15 protein-coding genes and 1 pseudogene are annotated in these 17,827 nt (G+C 50.9%); 7 read left to right on the top strand and 9 right to left on the bottom strand.

Annotation, left to right across the window (positions count from 1 at the left end):
* Positions 1-66 precede the first annotated feature (66 nt).
* Genes AC0L73_RS08180 through nanR form a run of 6 tightly spaced genes read left to right on the top strand, consistent with a single transcriptional unit; the run spans position 67 to position 6,930 of the window.
* Positions 67-711, top strand: coding sequence for a DUF2291 family protein (locus AC0L73_RS08180; protein ID WP_473655298.1), 645 nt, complete (start codon positions 67-69; stop codon positions 709-711).
* Positions 711-2,258, top strand: coding sequence for a sugar ABC transporter ATP-binding protein (locus AC0L73_RS08175; RefSeq protein WP_473655297.1), 1,548 nt, complete (start codon positions 711-713; stop codon positions 2,256-2,258). Before AC0L73_RS08180 ends, AC0L73_RS08175 begins: the two co-directional genes overlap by 1 nt.
* On the top strand, positions 2,255-3,325 hold the full coding sequence (locus AC0L73_RS08170; protein ID WP_473655296.1) for an ABC transporter permease: 1,071 nt from the start codon (positions 2,255-2,257) through the stop codon (positions 3,323-3,325). The genes AC0L73_RS08175 and AC0L73_RS08170 overlap by 4 nt, the downstream gene beginning before the upstream one ends.
* A 4-nt stretch (positions 3,326-3,329) precedes the next feature.
* Entirely contained in the window at positions 3,330-4,358 is a 1,029-nt protein-coding gene (locus AC0L73_RS08165) for a Gfo/Idh/MocA family protein (protein ID WP_473655295.1), read from the top strand.
* A gap of 1 nt (position 4,359) precedes the next feature.
* Positions 4,360-6,144 carry a D-apionate lactonase gene (apnL, locus tag AC0L73_RS08160; protein WP_473655294.1) on the top strand — a complete coding sequence of 595 codons (1,785 nt, stop codon included), beginning with the start codon at positions 4,360-4,362 and terminating at the stop codon, positions 6,142-6,144.
* Between the two features lie 60 nt (positions 6,145-6,204).
* Entirely contained in the window at positions 6,205-6,930 is a 726-nt protein-coding gene (nanR, locus tag AC0L73_RS08155; RefSeq protein ID WP_473655293.1) for a transcriptional regulator NanR, read from the top strand.
* A gap of 46 nt (positions 6,931-6,976) precedes the next feature.
* On the opposite strand, the gene AC0L73_RS08150 is transcribed toward nanR, so the two are convergent.
* The 5 genes from AC0L73_RS08150 to AC0L73_RS08130 form a co-directional block, all read right to left on the bottom strand.
* Entirely contained in the window at positions 6,977-8,245 is a 1,269-nt protein-coding gene (locus tag AC0L73_RS08150) for a ribulose-bisphosphate carboxylase large subunit family protein (protein ID WP_473655292.1), read from the bottom strand.
* Positions 8,246-8,302: 57 nt separating this feature from the next.
* Positions 8,303-9,310, bottom strand: coding sequence for an ABC transporter permease (locus tag AC0L73_RS08145; RefSeq protein WP_473655291.1), 1,008 nt, complete (start codon positions 9,308-9,310; stop codon positions 8,303-8,305).
* Complete coding sequence (locus AC0L73_RS08140) at positions 9,307-10,116, bottom strand: ABC transporter permease (protein ID WP_473655290.1); 810 nt, start codon at positions 10,114-10,116, stop codon at positions 9,307-9,309. The genes AC0L73_RS08145 and AC0L73_RS08140 overlap by 4 nt, the downstream gene beginning before the upstream one ends.
* Positions 10,117-10,274: 158 nt before the next feature.
* Positions 10,275-11,747: a sugar ABC transporter ATP-binding protein gene (locus AC0L73_RS08135; RefSeq protein ID WP_473655289.1), complete on the bottom strand. Its 1,473-nt coding sequence runs from the start codon at positions 11,745-11,747 to the stop codon at positions 10,275-10,277.
* Positions 11,748-11,813: 66 nt separating this feature from the next.
* Positions 11,814-12,872 (bottom strand): substrate-binding domain-containing protein, encoded by a 1,059-nt coding sequence (locus AC0L73_RS08130; RefSeq protein ID WP_473655288.1) that lies wholly within the window; start codon positions 12,870-12,872, stop codon positions 11,814-11,816.
* 145 nt (positions 12,873-13,017) lie between these two features.
* Between AC0L73_RS08130 and AC0L73_RS08125 the strand changes: the two are divergent.
* Positions 13,018-13,945: pseudogene (locus tag AC0L73_RS08125) on the top strand (SMP-30/gluconolactonase/LRE family protein).
* Between the two features lie 22 nt (positions 13,946-13,967).
* Here AC0L73_RS08125 and AC0L73_RS08120 read toward each other — a convergent pair.
* Genes AC0L73_RS08120 through AC0L73_RS08105 form a run of 4 tightly spaced genes read right to left on the bottom strand, consistent with a single transcriptional unit; the run spans position 13,968 to position 17,795 of the window.
* Positions 13,968-14,948, bottom strand: a complete 981-nt coding sequence (locus tag AC0L73_RS08120) for an ABC transporter ATP-binding protein (protein WP_473655287.1) — start codon at positions 14,946-14,948, stop codon at positions 13,968-13,970.
* A complete protein-coding gene (locus AC0L73_RS08115; protein WP_473655286.1) occupies positions 14,945-15,940 on the bottom strand; it encodes an ABC transporter ATP-binding protein in 996 nt (331 codons plus the stop codon). Before AC0L73_RS08115 ends, AC0L73_RS08120 begins: the two co-directional genes overlap by 4 nt.
* On the bottom strand, positions 15,940-16,830 hold the full coding sequence (locus tag AC0L73_RS08110; RefSeq protein ID WP_473655285.1) for an ABC transporter permease: 891 nt from the start codon (positions 16,828-16,830) through the stop codon (positions 15,940-15,942). Before AC0L73_RS08110 ends, AC0L73_RS08115 begins: the two co-directional genes overlap by 1 nt.
* A complete protein-coding gene (locus AC0L73_RS08105) occupies positions 16,827-17,795 on the bottom strand; it encodes an ABC transporter permease (protein WP_473655284.1) in 969 nt (322 codons plus the stop codon). Before AC0L73_RS08105 ends, AC0L73_RS08110 begins: the two co-directional genes overlap by 4 nt.
* Between the last annotated feature and the right edge of the window lie 32 nt (positions 17,796-17,827).

Below are 17,827 nucleotides of genomic sequence, written 5' to 3'. Positions count from 1 at the left end.
GTTCGGTCAGCACTATTGTTGTGCTGGCCGAATTTCTAACTTGCCGTAGAAACTGGAGTTCCGCGAATGTACCGGCGCACCTTAGCTGTGATGTGTCTGACGTTATTAGTGGTTACGATTTCCGCTTGTAAAATAGTCAAGAATCCGTCCCCCGATGAGATCGCTTCGTCCAAAATGACGGACGCTGAACGAATGGAAGCCTTCGTTTCGAAAAACTGGGACGAAAATTTTGTTCCATTTTATAAAGACAATGCGCATCCCTTTAATGACGTGATCGCCGCAGTTGGTAATGATGTTGAGGCGGCGGGACAGAAATTAGGCCTTCGTCAGGAAGGTGGGGTCAACCCATGGCACTTTATTGTTCGGGGAAAAGGCAAAATCCTCTCGGCTAATACTGAAAGTAGGGCGGCATCAGCAACAATTGATGCCAATGGCGATAATGAGGCAGATTTTGTTATGCAAATAGGCCCGGTTATCAGAGGGACCGCGTTAAGAGACGCGGCCACTTTCCTCACATTCTCAGATTTTCGAGATCAGATCGAATATGCAAAATTAGGTCGTGCCCTGAATGCTGAAACACATGGCCGGACGACGAAGGCGCTGCCAATGGATACTCTGGTTGGGACGGATATTTCATTTTTGGCCGTCTTCAGTGCGGCAGGCTCTTCCTCAAAGCTCGTGCTCACGCCGATTGAGGTAGAGGTGCAGTAATGACCCACCCTATCGGCCTCTCCATCCGTGACGGCACTAAAGTTTACCCTGGCACTGTTGCCCTGAACAAAGTTGATTTTGAAGTTCGTCTTGGTGCCGTCAATGTTCTTGTGGGCGAGAATGGGGCCGGGAAATCAACGATGATGAAAGTCATTTCCGGTGTTGAGCAACTGACCGATGGAAAAATTTTCATTGACGACAAGGAAGTGCATTTGCGGGGTACTGCCGATGCGGCGTCACATGGCATCGGTATTGTCTTTCAGGAACTGAACCTGTTCCCTGATCTTTCTGTCTCGGAAAATATATTCATGGGTCGGGAAAGTTTGCAATATGGCGTTCAAATAGATCAAAAGCGTCAGCACGAAATTACCAAGCAATTGATGGCGCGTTTGGAGCATAAAATCAGTCCCGATACATTGGTCGGGAACCTTCGGATTGGCGAACAACAAATCGTCGAAATAGCTAAATCCCTCGCGGTGGATGCGCGCATTCTCATTCTCGACGAGCCGACATCAGCACTATCGTCATCCGAGGTTGAGATTTTATTCCGCGTAATTGCCGATCTAAAGGCGCGGGGCGTTGGTATTATCTACATCTCTCATCGATTGGAAGAACTCATACGCATTGGTGATTATATTACCGTTTTAAGGGATGGAAATATCACCGGCATGCGGGACATGGAGGGGGTAGATGTTTCTTGGATTGTTCAGAATATGATTGGAAGCGCGTCGAAAGATTTTGCCAAATCAGTCGAGCATGATTTCGGCAAAGAAATTTTTCGCGCCGAGAGTATTTGTCTACCTCGAGAAGGCGGAGGCTTCACCGTCGACAATGTTAATCTGTCTCTGAAAGCAGGTGAAATTGTCGGTATTTATGGCCTTATGGGAGCGGGCCGATCCGAGATTTTCGAATGCATAATGGTTCAGCATCCGCATTCTACCGGTAAATTCTTTGTCGATAGAGAGCCGCTTGATGAAAAAACCGTCGAGGGGCGAATACGGCGCGGTATTGCTCTCATCCCGGAAGACCGCAAAGCGGTTGGCTTAATCCAAATGCATTCCATTCGTGAAAATATGTCTCTTTCGAGCCTACGAGATTTTACCAAGTGGTTCCATTTGGATCTCGAAAAAGAAAAGAAGACGGTATTGGACTATGTCCGTGACCTTACCATCAAAATAGCTTCAGCAGAAAACCCGGTCAGCTCCCTTTCCGGCGGCAATCAACAAAAAGTCGTCATTGGCAAGGCGTTGATGACAAAACCGAAAATTCTATTGATGGACGAGCCTAGTCGCGGAATTGATGTCGGCGCGAAAGCTGAGGTTTTTCGGGAGATGCGCCGACTCGCCGCAGAAGGGCTTGGAATTCTATTCATCACGTCAGATCTGGACGAGGTTATGTCCCTGTCAGACCGTATCATTGTGATGTCGCATGGACGCATTACCGGTCATTGGGACCGTAAGGAAACTAATGAAAGTATGGTCGTTGCGGCATCTGCCGTAGGCCATGCCCCAACTAAACTTGCTCCCGAGAAGGAGATTGCTGAATGACGACGCAAATTACCGACGGCGCTTCTAATTCTTCAGGGAACAGCCAGTCAGCGTTGCTGCTCATAATGCGCTTACGTACCTTCATCGCCCTAATCGCGGTATTTGCGTTTTTCGCTTTCGCCGCCCCTAATTTCCTGAGTGGTGCGAACATGCTGATTATGTCAAAGCATGTGGCGCTGAATGCGTTTCTTGCCATCGGCATGACATTCGTCATCATTACCGGTGGTATTGATCTATCAGTCGGATCAATCGTTGGCCTATGCGGTATGGTTGCCGGTTGGCTTGTTCTGTTCGGCATAGATTTTGGGCTGGGCTGGAGTATCCAGTTTAACACCCTGGAAATTATCGTAATCGTGATGTTTGTTGGCGTTTTTGTCGGCATGATAAATGGGTTGCTCATTACCAAACTTAGTGTGGCACCCTTTATCGCTACCCTTGGGACGCTTTATGTAGCACGTGGAACCGCGCTTCTTTTCTCCGATGGCAGGACGTTTCCAAATTTGAATGGAAATCCTGAATATGGCTCGGACACCTTCACGCTACTCGGGGCAGGATCTGTTCTAGGCATTCCGATATCAATCTGGATTCTTATTGTTGTTGGCGCTGGCGCCGCCTATTTGGCAAGCAGGACGCCACTAGGGCGGCATATTTATGCAGTTGGGGGCAATGAAAAAGGGGCGGCTCTGTCTGGCGTAAAAGTTAATCAGGTCAAAATGTTTGTGTACATGTTCTCTGGGCTCTGCGCGGCAATTGTGGGCCTGATTATCAGCTCGCAGCTGGTTGCATCTCATCCTGCGACGGGGGAAACGTTTGAGCTCAATGCGATTGCGGCCGCTGTTCTTGGCGGAACATCCATGTCGGGCGGACGGGGACGGATCGCCGGAACAATTGTCGGCGCCTTTGTCATCGGTATTCTTTCGGATGGTTTGGTCATGATGGGTGTTTCATCTTTTTGGCAGATTGTCATTAAGGGCCTCGTGATTATTGCCGCAGTTGTTGTCGATCAGGCGCAGCAGAAAATACAAAATCGTGTAGCCTTGCAAAGTCAGGCCGCTTTTGGGAAGTAATGTCATGACGAAATTAAAAGGGGCGCTCATAGGGTGTGGTTTTTTTGCGCAAAACCATATGCATGCTTGGGCGGGAATCGACGGCGTAGAAATCGTTGCGCTATGCGATCGTGACCCGATTAGCCTGAATAGTACAGCGGCTGCATTCAACGTCGAAGCAACCTATAGTGATGTCGCGGAAATGATTGCATCAGAAGAATTGGATTTCGTCGATATTGCAACGACTGTCTCTTCGCACAGACCTTTGGTCGAACTCTGTGCAGCCGCTCATCTCAATATTATTTGCCAGAAACCGTTCGCGGAGAATCTGGTTGACGCCCGGGCCATGGTGAAATCAGTGCAGCAGGTTAACCGGACCCTGATGGTCCATGAAAATTTCAGGTGGCAATCTTCAGTGCGCGCGGTGATTTCGGCTATACAGCAAGGAGAAATTGGAACGCCCTTCTTCGGTAGGGTTTCCTTTCGATCTGCTTATGATGTGTATGCAAACCAGCCATATCTCGCTACTGATGACCGCTTTATTATTCAGGATCTCGGCATTCATATTCTGGATATAGCGCGGGCGATTTTTGGGAATACCACGTCCATCTCTGCGTCAACGAACAGGATCAACCCGAAAATTAAGGGTGAAGATGTGGCGACAATGCTCTTGAACCATAGGAATGGCGCGACGTCCGTCGTTGATTGTTCCTATTCAACGAAGAGGTTGCCTGAAACTTTTCCGGAAACTCTGCTGGAAATCGACGGGGATCAAGGTAGTCTCCGGTTGGAGGCGGGCTATAAACTCATTATGCACAAAAACGGGGTCGATCAGGTAGTTGATGTTTCTCCTCCACTCTTGTCTTGGGCAGAACAGCCTTGGCACAACATTCAGGAAAGCGTTCTTCTCATTCAGCAACATTTTGTCTATTGTTTGAGAGCAGGAAAAACCCCTGAAACATCGGGTGAAGACAATCTCAATACCTTGGCGCTGGTGGAGGCCGCCTATGTCTCTGCGCAGAACAATCGAACAGTGAAGCTTGACGAGCTGTAAGATGAAACCGACAGACGCAATGATCCTGTATGGAACGGACACACCGATCCCGGATAAGAGAATTTTACGCGCAGGATCCATTTCGGTCACCTTGGAAGATGGCAATCTACGCGATATTCGTTTTGATCAAGTGGAAATGATCCGGTCCATCAGCTATCTTGTCCGAGACCGAGACTGGGGTACTCTTATTCCCCAAATTTCACATTTGAATATAGAAGAAACTGATAGCCATTTCAGGGTCACCTATAAAGCCACTTTTGAAAGTGGGGGTGCTCGGCTTGATGTAGATGTGACTATGGAAGCCAGTGATGATCAGTTGGTTTTTTCTGCATCATCAATACCAATAGGTCAGTTCGAGACAAATCGCACCGGATTTACTGTGCTGCACCCGGTTGGCGTATCAGGCATACCTGTAAAGGTTGAGCATTCGGATGGAACTACGGTCAAAGCCAGCTTTCCAGATATAATTGAACCCTGGCAACCTTTTAAAGAGATACAATGCCTCACCCATGAAACGTCGGGAGTTTCCGTTTCTTGTAGAATGACGGGCGATATCTTCGAAATGGAAGATCAGAGAAACTGGTCCGATGCTTCGTTTAAAACATATTCAAGACCGCTGAGATTGCCGTGGCCCTATATGCTTGAGGACGGTGTTCTCATGTCGCAGTCCGTATCTCTCGATTTCTCCGGTCGATCAAGCAAGCCCTCAAAAACGGGTGAGAAAATCTTAATCACAACGGGAGCCCCGCTGGGCTATAGTTTCCCGGAAACAGCGCTGGTATTTACGCCTGATGAGGCACATGACGCATTTGCCCATCTTTCACTATTGAATGAACTATCTCCCTCAAGAATAACCTGCCATTACGATCCTTCTGCGAGCCATACCTCTGAAGACCTAAAGTATTTCAGGGAACTACAAGAAGCCTACCCTGCCGTCTATGATTTGGAATATGCAGCTAAGTGTGTGGGTGATCTACAGAGAGAATTCATGTTGCTGGCGAAGAATGTGGATCAGTCTGGACTCAAATTGGAGTCCATGCTGGTTTGTCCATCTGTCGACAGGCAGTCGACGCCTCCCGGCAGTGACTGGCCTGATTGCCCTCCGCTTGATAGCATATACGCTGCCGCACGGGAGTTCTTTGGAAAAATAAAAATCGGCGGTGGGATGCTGAGTTACTTTACCGAACTTAATCGCAAACGACCGCCAGTGGAGAATATCGATTTTATATCGCACGGTACAAATCCTATTGTTCATGCGGCTGATGAGCAGAGTGTGATTCAAACGCTCGATACGATCCCCTATATTCTGAAATCTACGAAGAATTTCGCAGAGCAACTACCTTATAGGCTTGGCCTATCCTCTATTCCCATGCGTCAAAATCCGTACGGGTCGAAAACGATGGATAATTCTTCCCATCAGCGAATTTGTATGGCTAATTCTGACCCTCGCCATTGGGCTCGCTTTGGAGCGGCATTTGCCATTGGATATGCTGCCGCGATTGCGCCTTACGGAATAGAGGTCTGGACGCCAGCGGCTTTCACCGGCCTTCGCGGTGTTGTTACTAAAGAAGGAAGGTTAAGTCCTCTGGGTATGGCTATTTCGTTGTTGACGCGACGAAGAAACATTTCCCTGAATAGCTGTAAGATTTCCCATCCAGGAAAGCTTGCGGTGATTTCCTTTGATGGCGATAATATTGTGTCGAATTTGACGAGCGATACCATTACTTTTCAGATTAATGATCGGGAGCCTATTTCGATTGAACCATTTGCGATAGAAGTGGTATAATCACAGACTTGTCGTACCATGGGAAAAGGTAATGCTTACCTAGCTGTAAAGTGGGATAAAATGACAAATAGAGGCAAGATAGATAGCCACGAACCGGAAGAGCGTATTCATCGCCGTAAATTATCCGACCAGATTTTTGACCGATTGAAAAATATGATTGCGGACGGGGAACTTTCACCGGGCGATTACATGCCGTCGGAGCGAACCTTAATGGAAAGGTTTGGGGTTGGTCGACCTGCTGTAAGGGAGTCGCTGCAATCCTTGCATACTATGGGGCTCATCACGATTTCTCACGGCGAGCGCAGTCGTGTAAATGAGCTTTCCGCCGGCACCGCATTCAAGCAAGTGGACGCTATTGCCCAACTTCTGTTGTCGTCAGAGCCTGCTAATCTTGAGCATTTGAAAGAAACCCGCAGATTGTTGGAGGCGGGCATCGTGAAGTCAGCGGCGGAACGTTGTACGGATGAAGATGTTAGTGAACTGCGAAACTTGATTGCGGAACAGCGTGAGAAAATCGGTGATTCTGCTGCATTTATGCAAGCTGATATCGCGTTTCACCGACGGATTGCCGAAACTGCCCGAAATCCGATTTTACTCGCTGTTAGCGAGGCAATGCTGAAGTGGCTTTTCCAATATCACACTGTTCTTTTGCATTGGTCCGGACGTGAAGAACGGACATTGGAAGAGCACAGCAAGATTGTAGATTTGATCGAAAAGCGGGATGTCGAGGCGGTCGTTAAAGCCATGGAAATACATCTCAATCGATCTGAGGAACGCTATAAATAGTACGAATAGAGTCGCTATCCCCCTGAACGGCAACAACGTTTTCTAATCATCGAATATCGGCTAATTCAGGTTTCTTGAACTTTTTCAACGCGTCTGAAAGCTCCCTATGGGATTTTGCAAATTCCTGGACGTCAATATTCTGTTGCGCGGCGTGTGCCGCCTGCCGCAGCGCGACAACGCCGGCGGCGGGTCCGGAAGGGTGGCTCATTATCCCACCGCCCGCACAATAGATGAAATCGTCCGACCCCAGAACATCCCGCGCCGGCCCTACTTGCCAAACAGTCTGACCTGATGAGTATACGGGCATTGCGGAGTAGGCGGGTCCGTCTTCGCAAACGGGGGACTGCACGGCGCGCGCAGATTCGGTTACTACTTGGTCACTTTCCGAGAATTTATTCCCCAGACCATTTACATGTAAATGGTCAGCTCCAGCTAACCGCCAAAGTTTCTGCCAAGCAACATAGCTAATGCCAATATCCGGGGATCGAGAATATAAACCCCAGCCGTTCCGATGACCATGGAGCGGTAAGTCGCAATGTTCACGTAAGGCTCTCATGCCGGCTAAACCAATCGAATGAAGCGAAACCATCAAGCAGCTGCCACCTAATTTTCGAACCATTTCCGCATGGCGCCACATTTTTTCTACTTCGTCAGTAATGTTGAATGCGTACATCACTTTTTTACCGGTTTTGTCCTGATGTTCATTCAATACCTGCATGACTTCCCTGGCTCTTGCTTCGAGAGGGCAATGAGGCCCATTCGCCTGGAGTTCGTCATCTTTAATAAAGTCTATTCCAGCTTCCGCCAGCAGCTTGACGAGAGCTGCAGTTTCTTTTGGCCTTAAACCGACGCTGGGTTTGATGATGGTGCCAATCATCGCGCCTTCTTCGATTCCGGACAGACGGCGTGTGCCGTCTACGCCGAATTTGGGGCCGGGGCAGGCTTCTACGAAATCTCTTGGCAAGTTGAAATCAAGTAACCGGATGGCTGAAATTTCGGCAAGTTCGAACAGATTTCCGGCTATCGTCGCAAGTAAGTTTGGCAGTGAAAAACCGATCGTAGCGACTGGCCAACTCACCGTAATTATTCCCCGTTCATATTGATTGCCGCGTTGCCGTGTGGGCAGAGAGGGATGATCGGAGACTTTTAGCACATCGATATTTTCAACGCGCGCACCTGACCGTTCACGCAATTCATCTGTTTCTGCCGCCAATTTGACAAATGTACCCGACGATTGCTCCCCAGCGAGAACCTCTGCCGCTCGCGCGATTCCAACGGGTGACTCAATTTCGTATTTTGCGGTAAATCGAGACATTCGAGTTATTCCCTTTTTTCTCAACAATTCATTCTAACATTGCGGTAATTTTAGAGATCAGTCGTTTGAGTCTGGTTTCGCCATATTCTTGCTCTTCACGACATCTGGCATTGAAGGTGAGGCCCGGCGGCGTAATATGGGCGCGCCATTGGCAAGAAACAGGACCGCAAGAACAAGGAAGCCTTTCAGAACATTTTGCCCTGCGAAGCTCCATCCGATTAGGTTTAACAAACCGTCGAGCAGGATGAAGAAGAGGGCGCCACCCCAGACACCTGCTGGCACGGCGCGACCACCAGTCATCAAAGTGCCGCCGATCACTACCACAGCGATTGAATCGAGCAAATAGTCATTACCCAGTTCTACGTTTGGTGCAGAAAACGAGGCGCGCAAGGCCCCGGCGAGTGCCGCCAAAGCCCCACATGACAAATAGACGACGACCATAACTCTTTTGGCACTTATGCCCGCGTATTCTGCTGCGCGCCGTGCCTGACCGAAGGCCAGCATTTGGGAACCCCATGTGGTCCATTTGAGGATCATGGATATGAGTATTGTAATGAGCAGCACTACAATGGCGAACGCGGGGATACCAAACGGGGTCCAACTTAAAAACCCTTTCAAGAGCGGGTCGGCAGATCCCTGAAATCCTTTGGCTAAAGTGAGGGATATGGCGGATGCAACGAGACTCGTTGCGAGTGTCGCGACAATCGGCGGAATGCGGATATAGAGTATGGCAATTATGCTGATGGAAGACATAACGAAGCCAGCCCCGACAGCAGCGCCAAGGCCCAAAATCCAGGACCCTGTAGCCTCACTTACGGCGATGGACAGCAGTCCACCTAAGGAGAATACTTTGGCGACTGATACGTCAATATTTCCCGGCCCCGCACTCATTACCAACATTTGCCCCAATCCCACGAGGACGAGATAGGGCGCGACCGTGAATGCAAGTGTTAGAGTTTGGGTGCCACCACGACCTGAGACGAGGAAGGTTAGGATGAGCACAACGAAAGCGGCCAGGAATGACCAAATCCACGGAGGGATGGAAATATGTCGTCGCGTAGTCATCTGCTCGTGCGCTCCACAATAAGTCGTCCCGCCATAACGGCTATGACGATAAAACCTTGAACCGCGGGTTGTAAGTTCGACGACAGATTAAGCAGAGTGAGTAGCACGGTAAGAAGCCCGAGGGTGACGGCTCCAGCTAAGGTTCCCCACGCGACTGAACGTCCGCCGGTAAACATCCCGCCCCCCAGAATGACTGCGGCCACTGTCGTGAGCGTGTATCCGGGAACAGCATTGACATCGCCTCCGCCAATTTCTGCAGTAAGTGTGATCCCGGCCAGCACGCCCAAAATTCCGACGATTCCGTATGCGAGCATTCGTGTGACAACGAGTAATTCTCCCGATCGCGTAAGAGCCACAGGGTTGCTGCCAAGGCTGCGGAAACTGACGCCGAGTTTTGTTCGGCGCGTCACGAACCATGTAAGTGCTGTGGCGATGATCATGGTGATTATCGGGGCCGGGACCGATAAGGGTGGCTTCCATAACGCGTAACTAAATAGCCAGTCGGGCGCTAAACCTCCGGGTACTGGCAAGACAAAAAGCCCCAGACCCAGCCAAATGAACGATGCGCCTAACGTTGCAATCAAGGAAGGTACAGAGCGAAGCTGAACAAGGGCACCCAACAGGGCATAGGCTAGGACACAACCCGCTAGCGCCAACACGCCGATCATGGGGGTTTCTTTTAGCAAAGTGGCGACGATCGTTGTAACCATTCCAACGAAAAACCCGATACCAAGGTCAATGTCACCGATGCTCATCATCACCATTTGCGCCATTGAAGCGATGGCCAGGGCTACAATCGGTGACATGATAAGGGTCAAGCCATTCTGAGACCAGATCCGCGGCTGAATTATCCCGCAGATCAGCAAAATCAAGATCATTGCAATTAGGGTGAGAAAACCGGGCAGAATACGACGCGCAAGACCCTTAGGCATATTAAATCGGGTTTGATCTGTGTTGACAGTACTCAAGTATGCGACTCCTCGGCTTCTGCAAACGACAGTGAGATAATCCGCTCGTCGGTGATGTCCTTGCCGTGCAATTCGCCCGCGATACGTCCGGCGCGCAGCACATATGCCCGATTGCAATGTTGCATCTCGGAATTCTCGCTCGAATACCAAACAATCATTCGCCCTTTCTGAGCTTCCGATTTGATCAATTGGTAGAGTTCAGCTTTAGTATGAACATCAACGCCGCGAAACGGGTCGTCAAGCAGGATGGTTTCCGCATCAGAAGCGAATGCGCGTGCGACAATAACTTTTTGCTGATTTCCGCCCGATAGGTTGGTGACCGCTGCACTTGCACCTCCGCGAACCTTTAAGCGATCAACCCACTCGGCAACAAGTGAGTTTTCTTCGTCCGTTTGTCGAATACCATTCTTGCTCAGTTTGGGTATGGCCGTAATTGTAAGATTCCGCGCGACGTCCCAGAGGGGAAGTATCCCGGAGCGTTGCCTGTCACCGGGCACATAGGCCAACGCCGTGCTGACCTGCACCTCTCCGCTGCGACGCCACAAACGGTCAAGAACCTGCTCCTGACCTTGGCCCGCAATTCCTGCCAGCCCGATAACTTCGCCCTTGCGCGCAACAATCTGAGTTGCGGCTCCATTCATAGTAACCATCGGTACGCTTAATTTCGCTGGGTCCGAGCTATCCGTGGCGGCTTTCTTTCTTCTATTGGGGGCTTCTTCGATGATTGCCTCACCCCCCATAGCCAGAAATAAGTCCTGTTCGGTGACGCTGTCCGCTTTATGAGTGGAAATAATGGCGCCGTCCTTCATCACCGCAACGCGGTCGCACACAGAAAGGATCTCTTTCAGTCGGTGAGACACGAGAATAATGGCATGGCCGTTTGTCCGCAGTTTGCGAACATAATTATACAAATGATCAACGGCACTCCCGCTAAGGGATTCTGTCGGCTCATCAAGTATAAGAACGCTTAAGTTATCTGCAATTGTCGCGCGTGAGATTTCGACCTTCTGACGATCCGCGAGCACAAGATCATCCACATAGTCGTCCGGTCTGATCATGTGGCCGGGGAAAATTTCGTCTAGTCGTGCCAAGGCGCGGCGGGAAGCGGGCCCATGCCATCTCCGTTCCGGAATCCAGCTTTTGCTGGAAAGAAAAATATTCTCATAGACGGTGAGTTCCAGAGCCAGAGATCCCTCTTGATAGGCCATCCGAACACCGGGAAATCCTAGTTCAGATGGCGCAACTGTGTCGCCAATTTGCACTGAGCCGGAATCGATTGCCTCAAGACCGCTTAGGACTCGCATGAGCGTGCTTTTGCCCGCACCATTGTGGCCAACAACACCAAATACTTCGCCGGCATGTACATCAAGCGTGACGCCAGAAAGGGCTTTGGTCGGTCCGTATGTTTTGATGACGTGTCTGACCTGAACGAGAGGATCACGATCGTCAGTATTTAACTCAGTTGACACGGGAGCTCATAAATCAATTTAGTGAATGGGGGTCTGCGCTATTTATTGGCACAGACCCAAACTGTGCTATCGAACTGGAACTGGCGGAAGTGCTGCATCAGCGACATTTCCGTCAATGTTTGCCTTTAATTGAGCGTCGACTAATTCTTGGGTCCATTGCCAAGAAGCGATTTCGTCGTCACCAACGGCGGCAATCCACTTGTCACGTTCTTCGTCGCTCACTACTACTGGCGGAAAGATTGTAACGCGCGGTATCTTCTGTCCGTTATAGATATTGATGGCGGTGAAAAGTGCCGCGACGCCTTGACCCGGGTCGGACATTACAGCAACTGACCCTGGCGCACCATTGCCTTCGCCCCAGAACTTGAGGGCACGGCCGCTCGGCGCAAATGCGACGACGGGAACTTTCCGTCCTGCCGTTTGAAATGCCTGAACAGCGCCAAGACCTTCACCGCAGCCGATCACCCCATCAACGTTTGGCAAGCTTGCGATAGTGCCGAGCAAGGCCTCCTGCGCTTTGGCGCTATCGCAGAATGTGAAGAGCTCGCCGACGACTTTAATGTTCGGGTTAGCTTCCAACATCTTTGTCTGGACATCATACATCTCAATCTCAGGCGGAGATCCCTGGACGCCGCGGGCGATGATAACGTTGCCGGACCCACCGATGCCATCGATGATGGCCTGAGTAGATAACCGTGCCCAATCGCTGAAGCTGTTGGTCACGATATAAACGCAGTCAAGATCAGTTGAACTGTCAAAAACAGCGACAACAGTTCCTTGATCACACGCCTGCTGGAGTGTTGGATTGAGTGCCGTAGGGGACGCCGGATTGACGAGCAGGATGTCAGGCTCATCGAGCAGAAGTGCTTTAAGCTGTGCAATCTGCTCGGTTGCTGAATTTTCACCCGGAGCGTTAGAAACCTGGAATGAGGCGATCAATCCAACAGCCTCAGCTTTAGTTGCCGCTTCCTCAAAGGCAGTTATCATGGAACGACGCCAGGCATTGCCCAAAAAAGCATTACTTAATGCAACCGTAGGCTTGTCTGCCGCAATGGCGGGGGCGGCGACAAATGCTGAAATAACAGCAGCGGCGCCAAAAAGCGTTGTGATAATTAGGTTTTTCAAGAGGTTTCCTCCCAGATTCTTGAGTAGCTGGCGCATCCTTTTATGGACATCATACCAGTAACATGTTATACCAGTTAATAGGAATTGCAAGCGGTAAACTGCGATAGAGAAAACGCGATATGATTGTTGGGCGAGGAGGATGTTGTTGACTGGCGAACTGGAAGGAACAGGCTTTGAAATTCTGGATCCACAATTTTCCAGCCTCTTTGCGCCCCATATTCATGTAGAACGCCTTTGGACTGGTGCCCGATGGTGCGAAGGCCCTGCCTGGTTCGCCGCCGGGCGTTACCTTATATGGTCGGACATACCGAATAACCGGATTATGCGCTGGGATGAGACGGATGGTTCGGTTTCTGTTTTTCGGGAGCCATCGAACAATTCAAATGGGAACACAGTTGATCCACAAGGGCGGCTTGTCACATGCGAACATCTGAGCCGTCGAGTCACCCGCACCGAGCATAATGGATCACTAACAGTTCTGGCAGACAGCTTTGACAGCAAGCGGCTCAATTCACCAAATGATGTAGTCGTTCATTCAAACGGGTCAATCTGGTTCTCGGATCCGACTTACGGAATCCTCACCGATTATGAAGGGGACCGCGCGAACCCTGAGCTGAGCGGTTGCCATGTCTATCGCCTCGATCCGGAGAGCGGAAATCTGTTTCAGGTGACGGACGACTTTTTAAAACCCAACGGTCTTGCCTTCTCTCCTGATCAGCGTCAGCTTTATATTTCTGATACGGGCTTATCGCATCAGCACTGGTGGCCCTGCCCATATCCGCCGGTTCGATGTCAATTCCGACCTGTCTCTGAGCGGCGGAGAGGTATTTGCCGAATGCACAGCCGGCTTCTTCGACGGATTTCGCGTCGACCAGGAGGGGCGCATCTGGACAAGTGCCTTTGACGGTGTTCATTGTTACAATCCAGATGGGAGATTGATAGGCAAGATTCGAATACCGGAGATTGTTGGAAATCTTACCTTTGGGGGCGCCAAGAACAACCGGCTATTCATTTGTGGCACAACCTCACTCTATGCCGTATATGTGTTCGCTAACGGTTGTGCGCGCGGCTAAGTAATTGATCAAGCGTAAATATTTATGTGAAATTCCCCGCCGCATCTATCCGGTGACAAGCGACACTATGTTCAGCGCTGATTTCACGAAGCGCCGGCGGGGTATTCTCACAGCTCTCGACGGCGAAGGGGCAGCGGCTTGCGAAGCGACAGCCTGTCGGCAGGGAAATTGGGCTGGGCGGATCACCATTGAGCATGATGCGGTCCCCCCGGGGCTTGCCGATTGAGTCAGTCGACGGCACTGCGGAGATGAGAGCTTTCGTATAGGGATGCCGGGGATTGCGAAAAATATCTTTCTTGCTGCCCTGCTCAACAATCTGACCGAGGTACATCACCGCAATTTCATCACAGATATGCTGGACAACCGCAAGGTCGTGACTAATGAAAAGATAGGTTAGCTCAAACTCTTTCTTGAGCTTGGCGAGCAGGTTGAGAATCTGTGCCTGAATGGCAACATCAAGAGCTGAGACAGGTTCATCGCAGACAATCAGGTCCGGCTGAGTTGCAAGGGCGCGGGCAATGCCAACCCGCTGTCGCTGGCCACCTGAAAACTGATGCGGGAAAAGTTCGCTTTGTTCAGGCCGGAGGCCCACAATATCGAAAAGTTCCTTTACCCTTGCGTCACGTTCCTTCGCGGTCCCGATATTCATAAGCTTCAAAGGGCGTTTCACAATTGAGCCGACGCGTTCCCTCGGGTTAAGGGAAGCATAGGGATCTTGAAAGACGATTTGCATCTTTTTACGCGCATCACGCAGGGCGGTGCCTTTGATATTTGTGATGTTCTCTCCGCCGAGGGTAATCTGCCCCGCCGTCGGATCGACCAGACGAACGCAGGCGAGTGCAGTCGTTGTCTTGCCGGAGCCGCTTTCCCCGACGAGACCAAAGGCAACGCCACGATTGATGGAGAAAGTGACGCCATCCACGGCATGCACGACGGCACCGTCGCGGGTTGGAAAATGAACTTTAAGGTTGGAAACCTCAAGTAATGCTTTTTCTGAATTCATACGGTTTCCCCCTGCGCAAGCCAGCAGCTAACCGATCGATTGTTCTCTATCTGGGTGCTCGGCGGAAATTCTACTCTGCACCGTTCCATCACATTAGGGCAGCGCGGTGCGAAGGCGCAGCCGGGTTTCGCAAGTTCAACAGCGCTTGGAACCACACCCGGAATTTCGAAAAGAGCGTCTGGTTCATCCGGCGGGTCGGCCTGTAGAGTGGGAATGCATGAAATCAGGCCCCGCGTATAGGGATGCTGCGGTGCGCGGATAAAGTCGATTGCCGGGCCTTTCTCGATATTGCGGCCCGCATACATGACCATTACCCGGTCCGCCATTTCTGCAACAACCCCGATATCGTGGGTAATCAGAATAATGGCCGTTTTTGTCTTCTCTTGCAGTTCGCGGAAAAGATCAAAGATTTGCGCCTGAACCGTTACGTCAAGCGCAGTCGTCGGTTCGTCGGCGATCAGCAGTTTTGGTTCACAGACGAGGGAAATCGCGATCATTACACGTTGCCGCATACCGCCGGAAAGCTGATGAGGAAAATCATCAACGCGCTTTTCAGGCGAGGGAATGCCGACCAACCGTAATATTTCAACCGCCTTGTTCCGCGCTTCTGCCCGGGAAAGGCCGAAGTGAGCCCGCGCGGTTTCGGCGATCTGCTCGCCAACTGTAAATACCGGATTGAGGGAGGTCATGGGTTCCTGAAAGACCATGGACATGTCGTTCCCGCGCAAAGCTTGCAGTTCTTTCTCGCTGGCGATAGTTATATCGATCCCTTCCAGCAAGATGCTCCCTTTGGAAATACGTCCGGGAGGGTTTGGGACAAGTCCCATAATGGCGAGGGCTGTCATGCTCTTGCCACAGCCGGACTCACCAACGATACCGAGTGTTTCTCCATGTTCTACATCAAAGCTGAGATCGCGAACGACTGGTACTTCAGAGCCGCCGATTTGAAAAGAAACCTCAAGGTCGCGCACAGAAAGAAGAGGTGCCTGCATTATCGTTTCCTCAACTTCGGGTTCAGGGCATCATTGAGCCCATCGCCGACAAGGCTGATTGCCAAAACCGTCAGGAAGATTGCAATTCCCGGGAAAGTGACCCCCCACCAGCTATCAAGAATATAGGGGCGGTTGTCACCAATCATGCGGCCCCAACTCATATTGTTAGGATCACTCAAGCCGAGGAACGCGAGGCCCGCCTCAAACAGGATCGCGGTGCCGATGCTGAGGGCGGCTGAGACGATAAGTGGCGGTGCGGCATTGGGCAGGATCACAGCCCATATGATTCGGCGGTTCTTGGCGCCGATGGATCGTTCCGCCCGGACATAGTCCATGCTGCGCAGTCGCAAAAACTCTGCTCGTGTCAGGCGTGCCGTGCTCGTCCAGGAAACAATGCCGATGGCAATGGCAATGTTTGTCAAAGTCGCGGAAAAGAGCATCACGACGACCATGGCCAGCAGAAGGTTTGGCAAAACCTGGAAAAACTCCGTTATCCGCATCAGCAGATTATCGACCCAGCCACCGTAGTATCCGGCGAGGGCGCCGATCGTTACGCCTATCACAATGGTTAGCAATGCGGCCGACGCGCCGATGGCGATTGTTATCCGCCCGCCATTGATAAGACCGGCCAGAATATCACGCCCAAGATAGTCCGTGCCCAGCAGATAGTCCGATTCAAGCGGCGGGGTGAGCGGCATCCATACCATTTCTGTTGGTGCAATTGGATAGACAAGAGGCCCTACCAAAGCAAAGATCAGCACAATGGCAAGCAGGATCAGGCCGGCGACGGCCGATTGGTTGCTGCTGAACATCTTCCAAGTCTGGCGTGCAGGAGATGCCGGCTTTTCCATCGGTTCCGTACTAAAATTATCAAGGGAGCTATCAGTCATTTTGCGCTAATCCTTGGGTCGATGATCCGGTAGGCAATATCAACGAAGATATTGACGACCAGAACGAGCACTGCAGAGAAAAACAGAATCCCGAGCAGGGTTGGGGAATCCCGCCTTAAAATGGATTCGAACGCCAAAGTTCCAAGACCGGGCCAGGCAAATACAGTTTCCACCAACACCGCACCGGAGATAACTTGTGCGAACTGAAGGCCAGCAAAAGTGACGACCGGCAAGACGGCGTTACGGAGGGCATGCTTATAGACAACAAGAAAGCGGCTCAGCCCTTTTGCCCGCGCCGTCCGTATATAATCGGATTCCAAGACTTCCAGCATGCTGGCACGGGACAGACGACTGTAAAAAGCGAGATAGATGGAAGCAAGCGTTAGAGTAGGGAGAACAAGATGCCAGACAACATCAAGGATATAGGCAAACGTACCTTCCGGTTCATCCGCTGTGGCCATGCCAGCAATGGGGAAAATTGGGAGAGCGACGGAAAGCAGCAGAATCAGCATGATCCCGATCCAGAACACCGGCGCAGAAAACCCTGCGAGCGATAATAAGGTAACAACATTGCTCAGCAAAGAGTTACGCTTTTGGGCGGATGCGATGCCGAGCGCTGTTCCGACGAATAATGCAAATAGAAGGGCGGTGATGACGAGCAGAAGCGTGGCGCCTATGCGATCAAATATGAGTTCTGTTACGGGCTTGTCATAGTAAAAGCTATAACCAAGGTTGCCCTGCAGGACATTCCCAAGGTAGGTGAAAAGCTGTACATGAAAGGGTTGATCAAGGCCGAAATCGGCGCGAAGCTCTGCGAGAAGTTCTGGTGTGGCGCCACCCATTTCTCCGGCAAGAACTTCAACCGGATCGCCGGGGGCAATATGGATCAATGTAAAATTAAGGACCAGTACCGCGAGTAGCAGTATGACTGCATTGCCTATTCTTTTGGACAATGATTTTACCATTTAATGCCTCATGCATACCGCGAATGGAGACC

Source organism: Sneathiella sp. D3-11, assembly GCF_055809395.1.
This window is presented reverse-complemented; position numbering and strand designations above follow the sequence as displayed.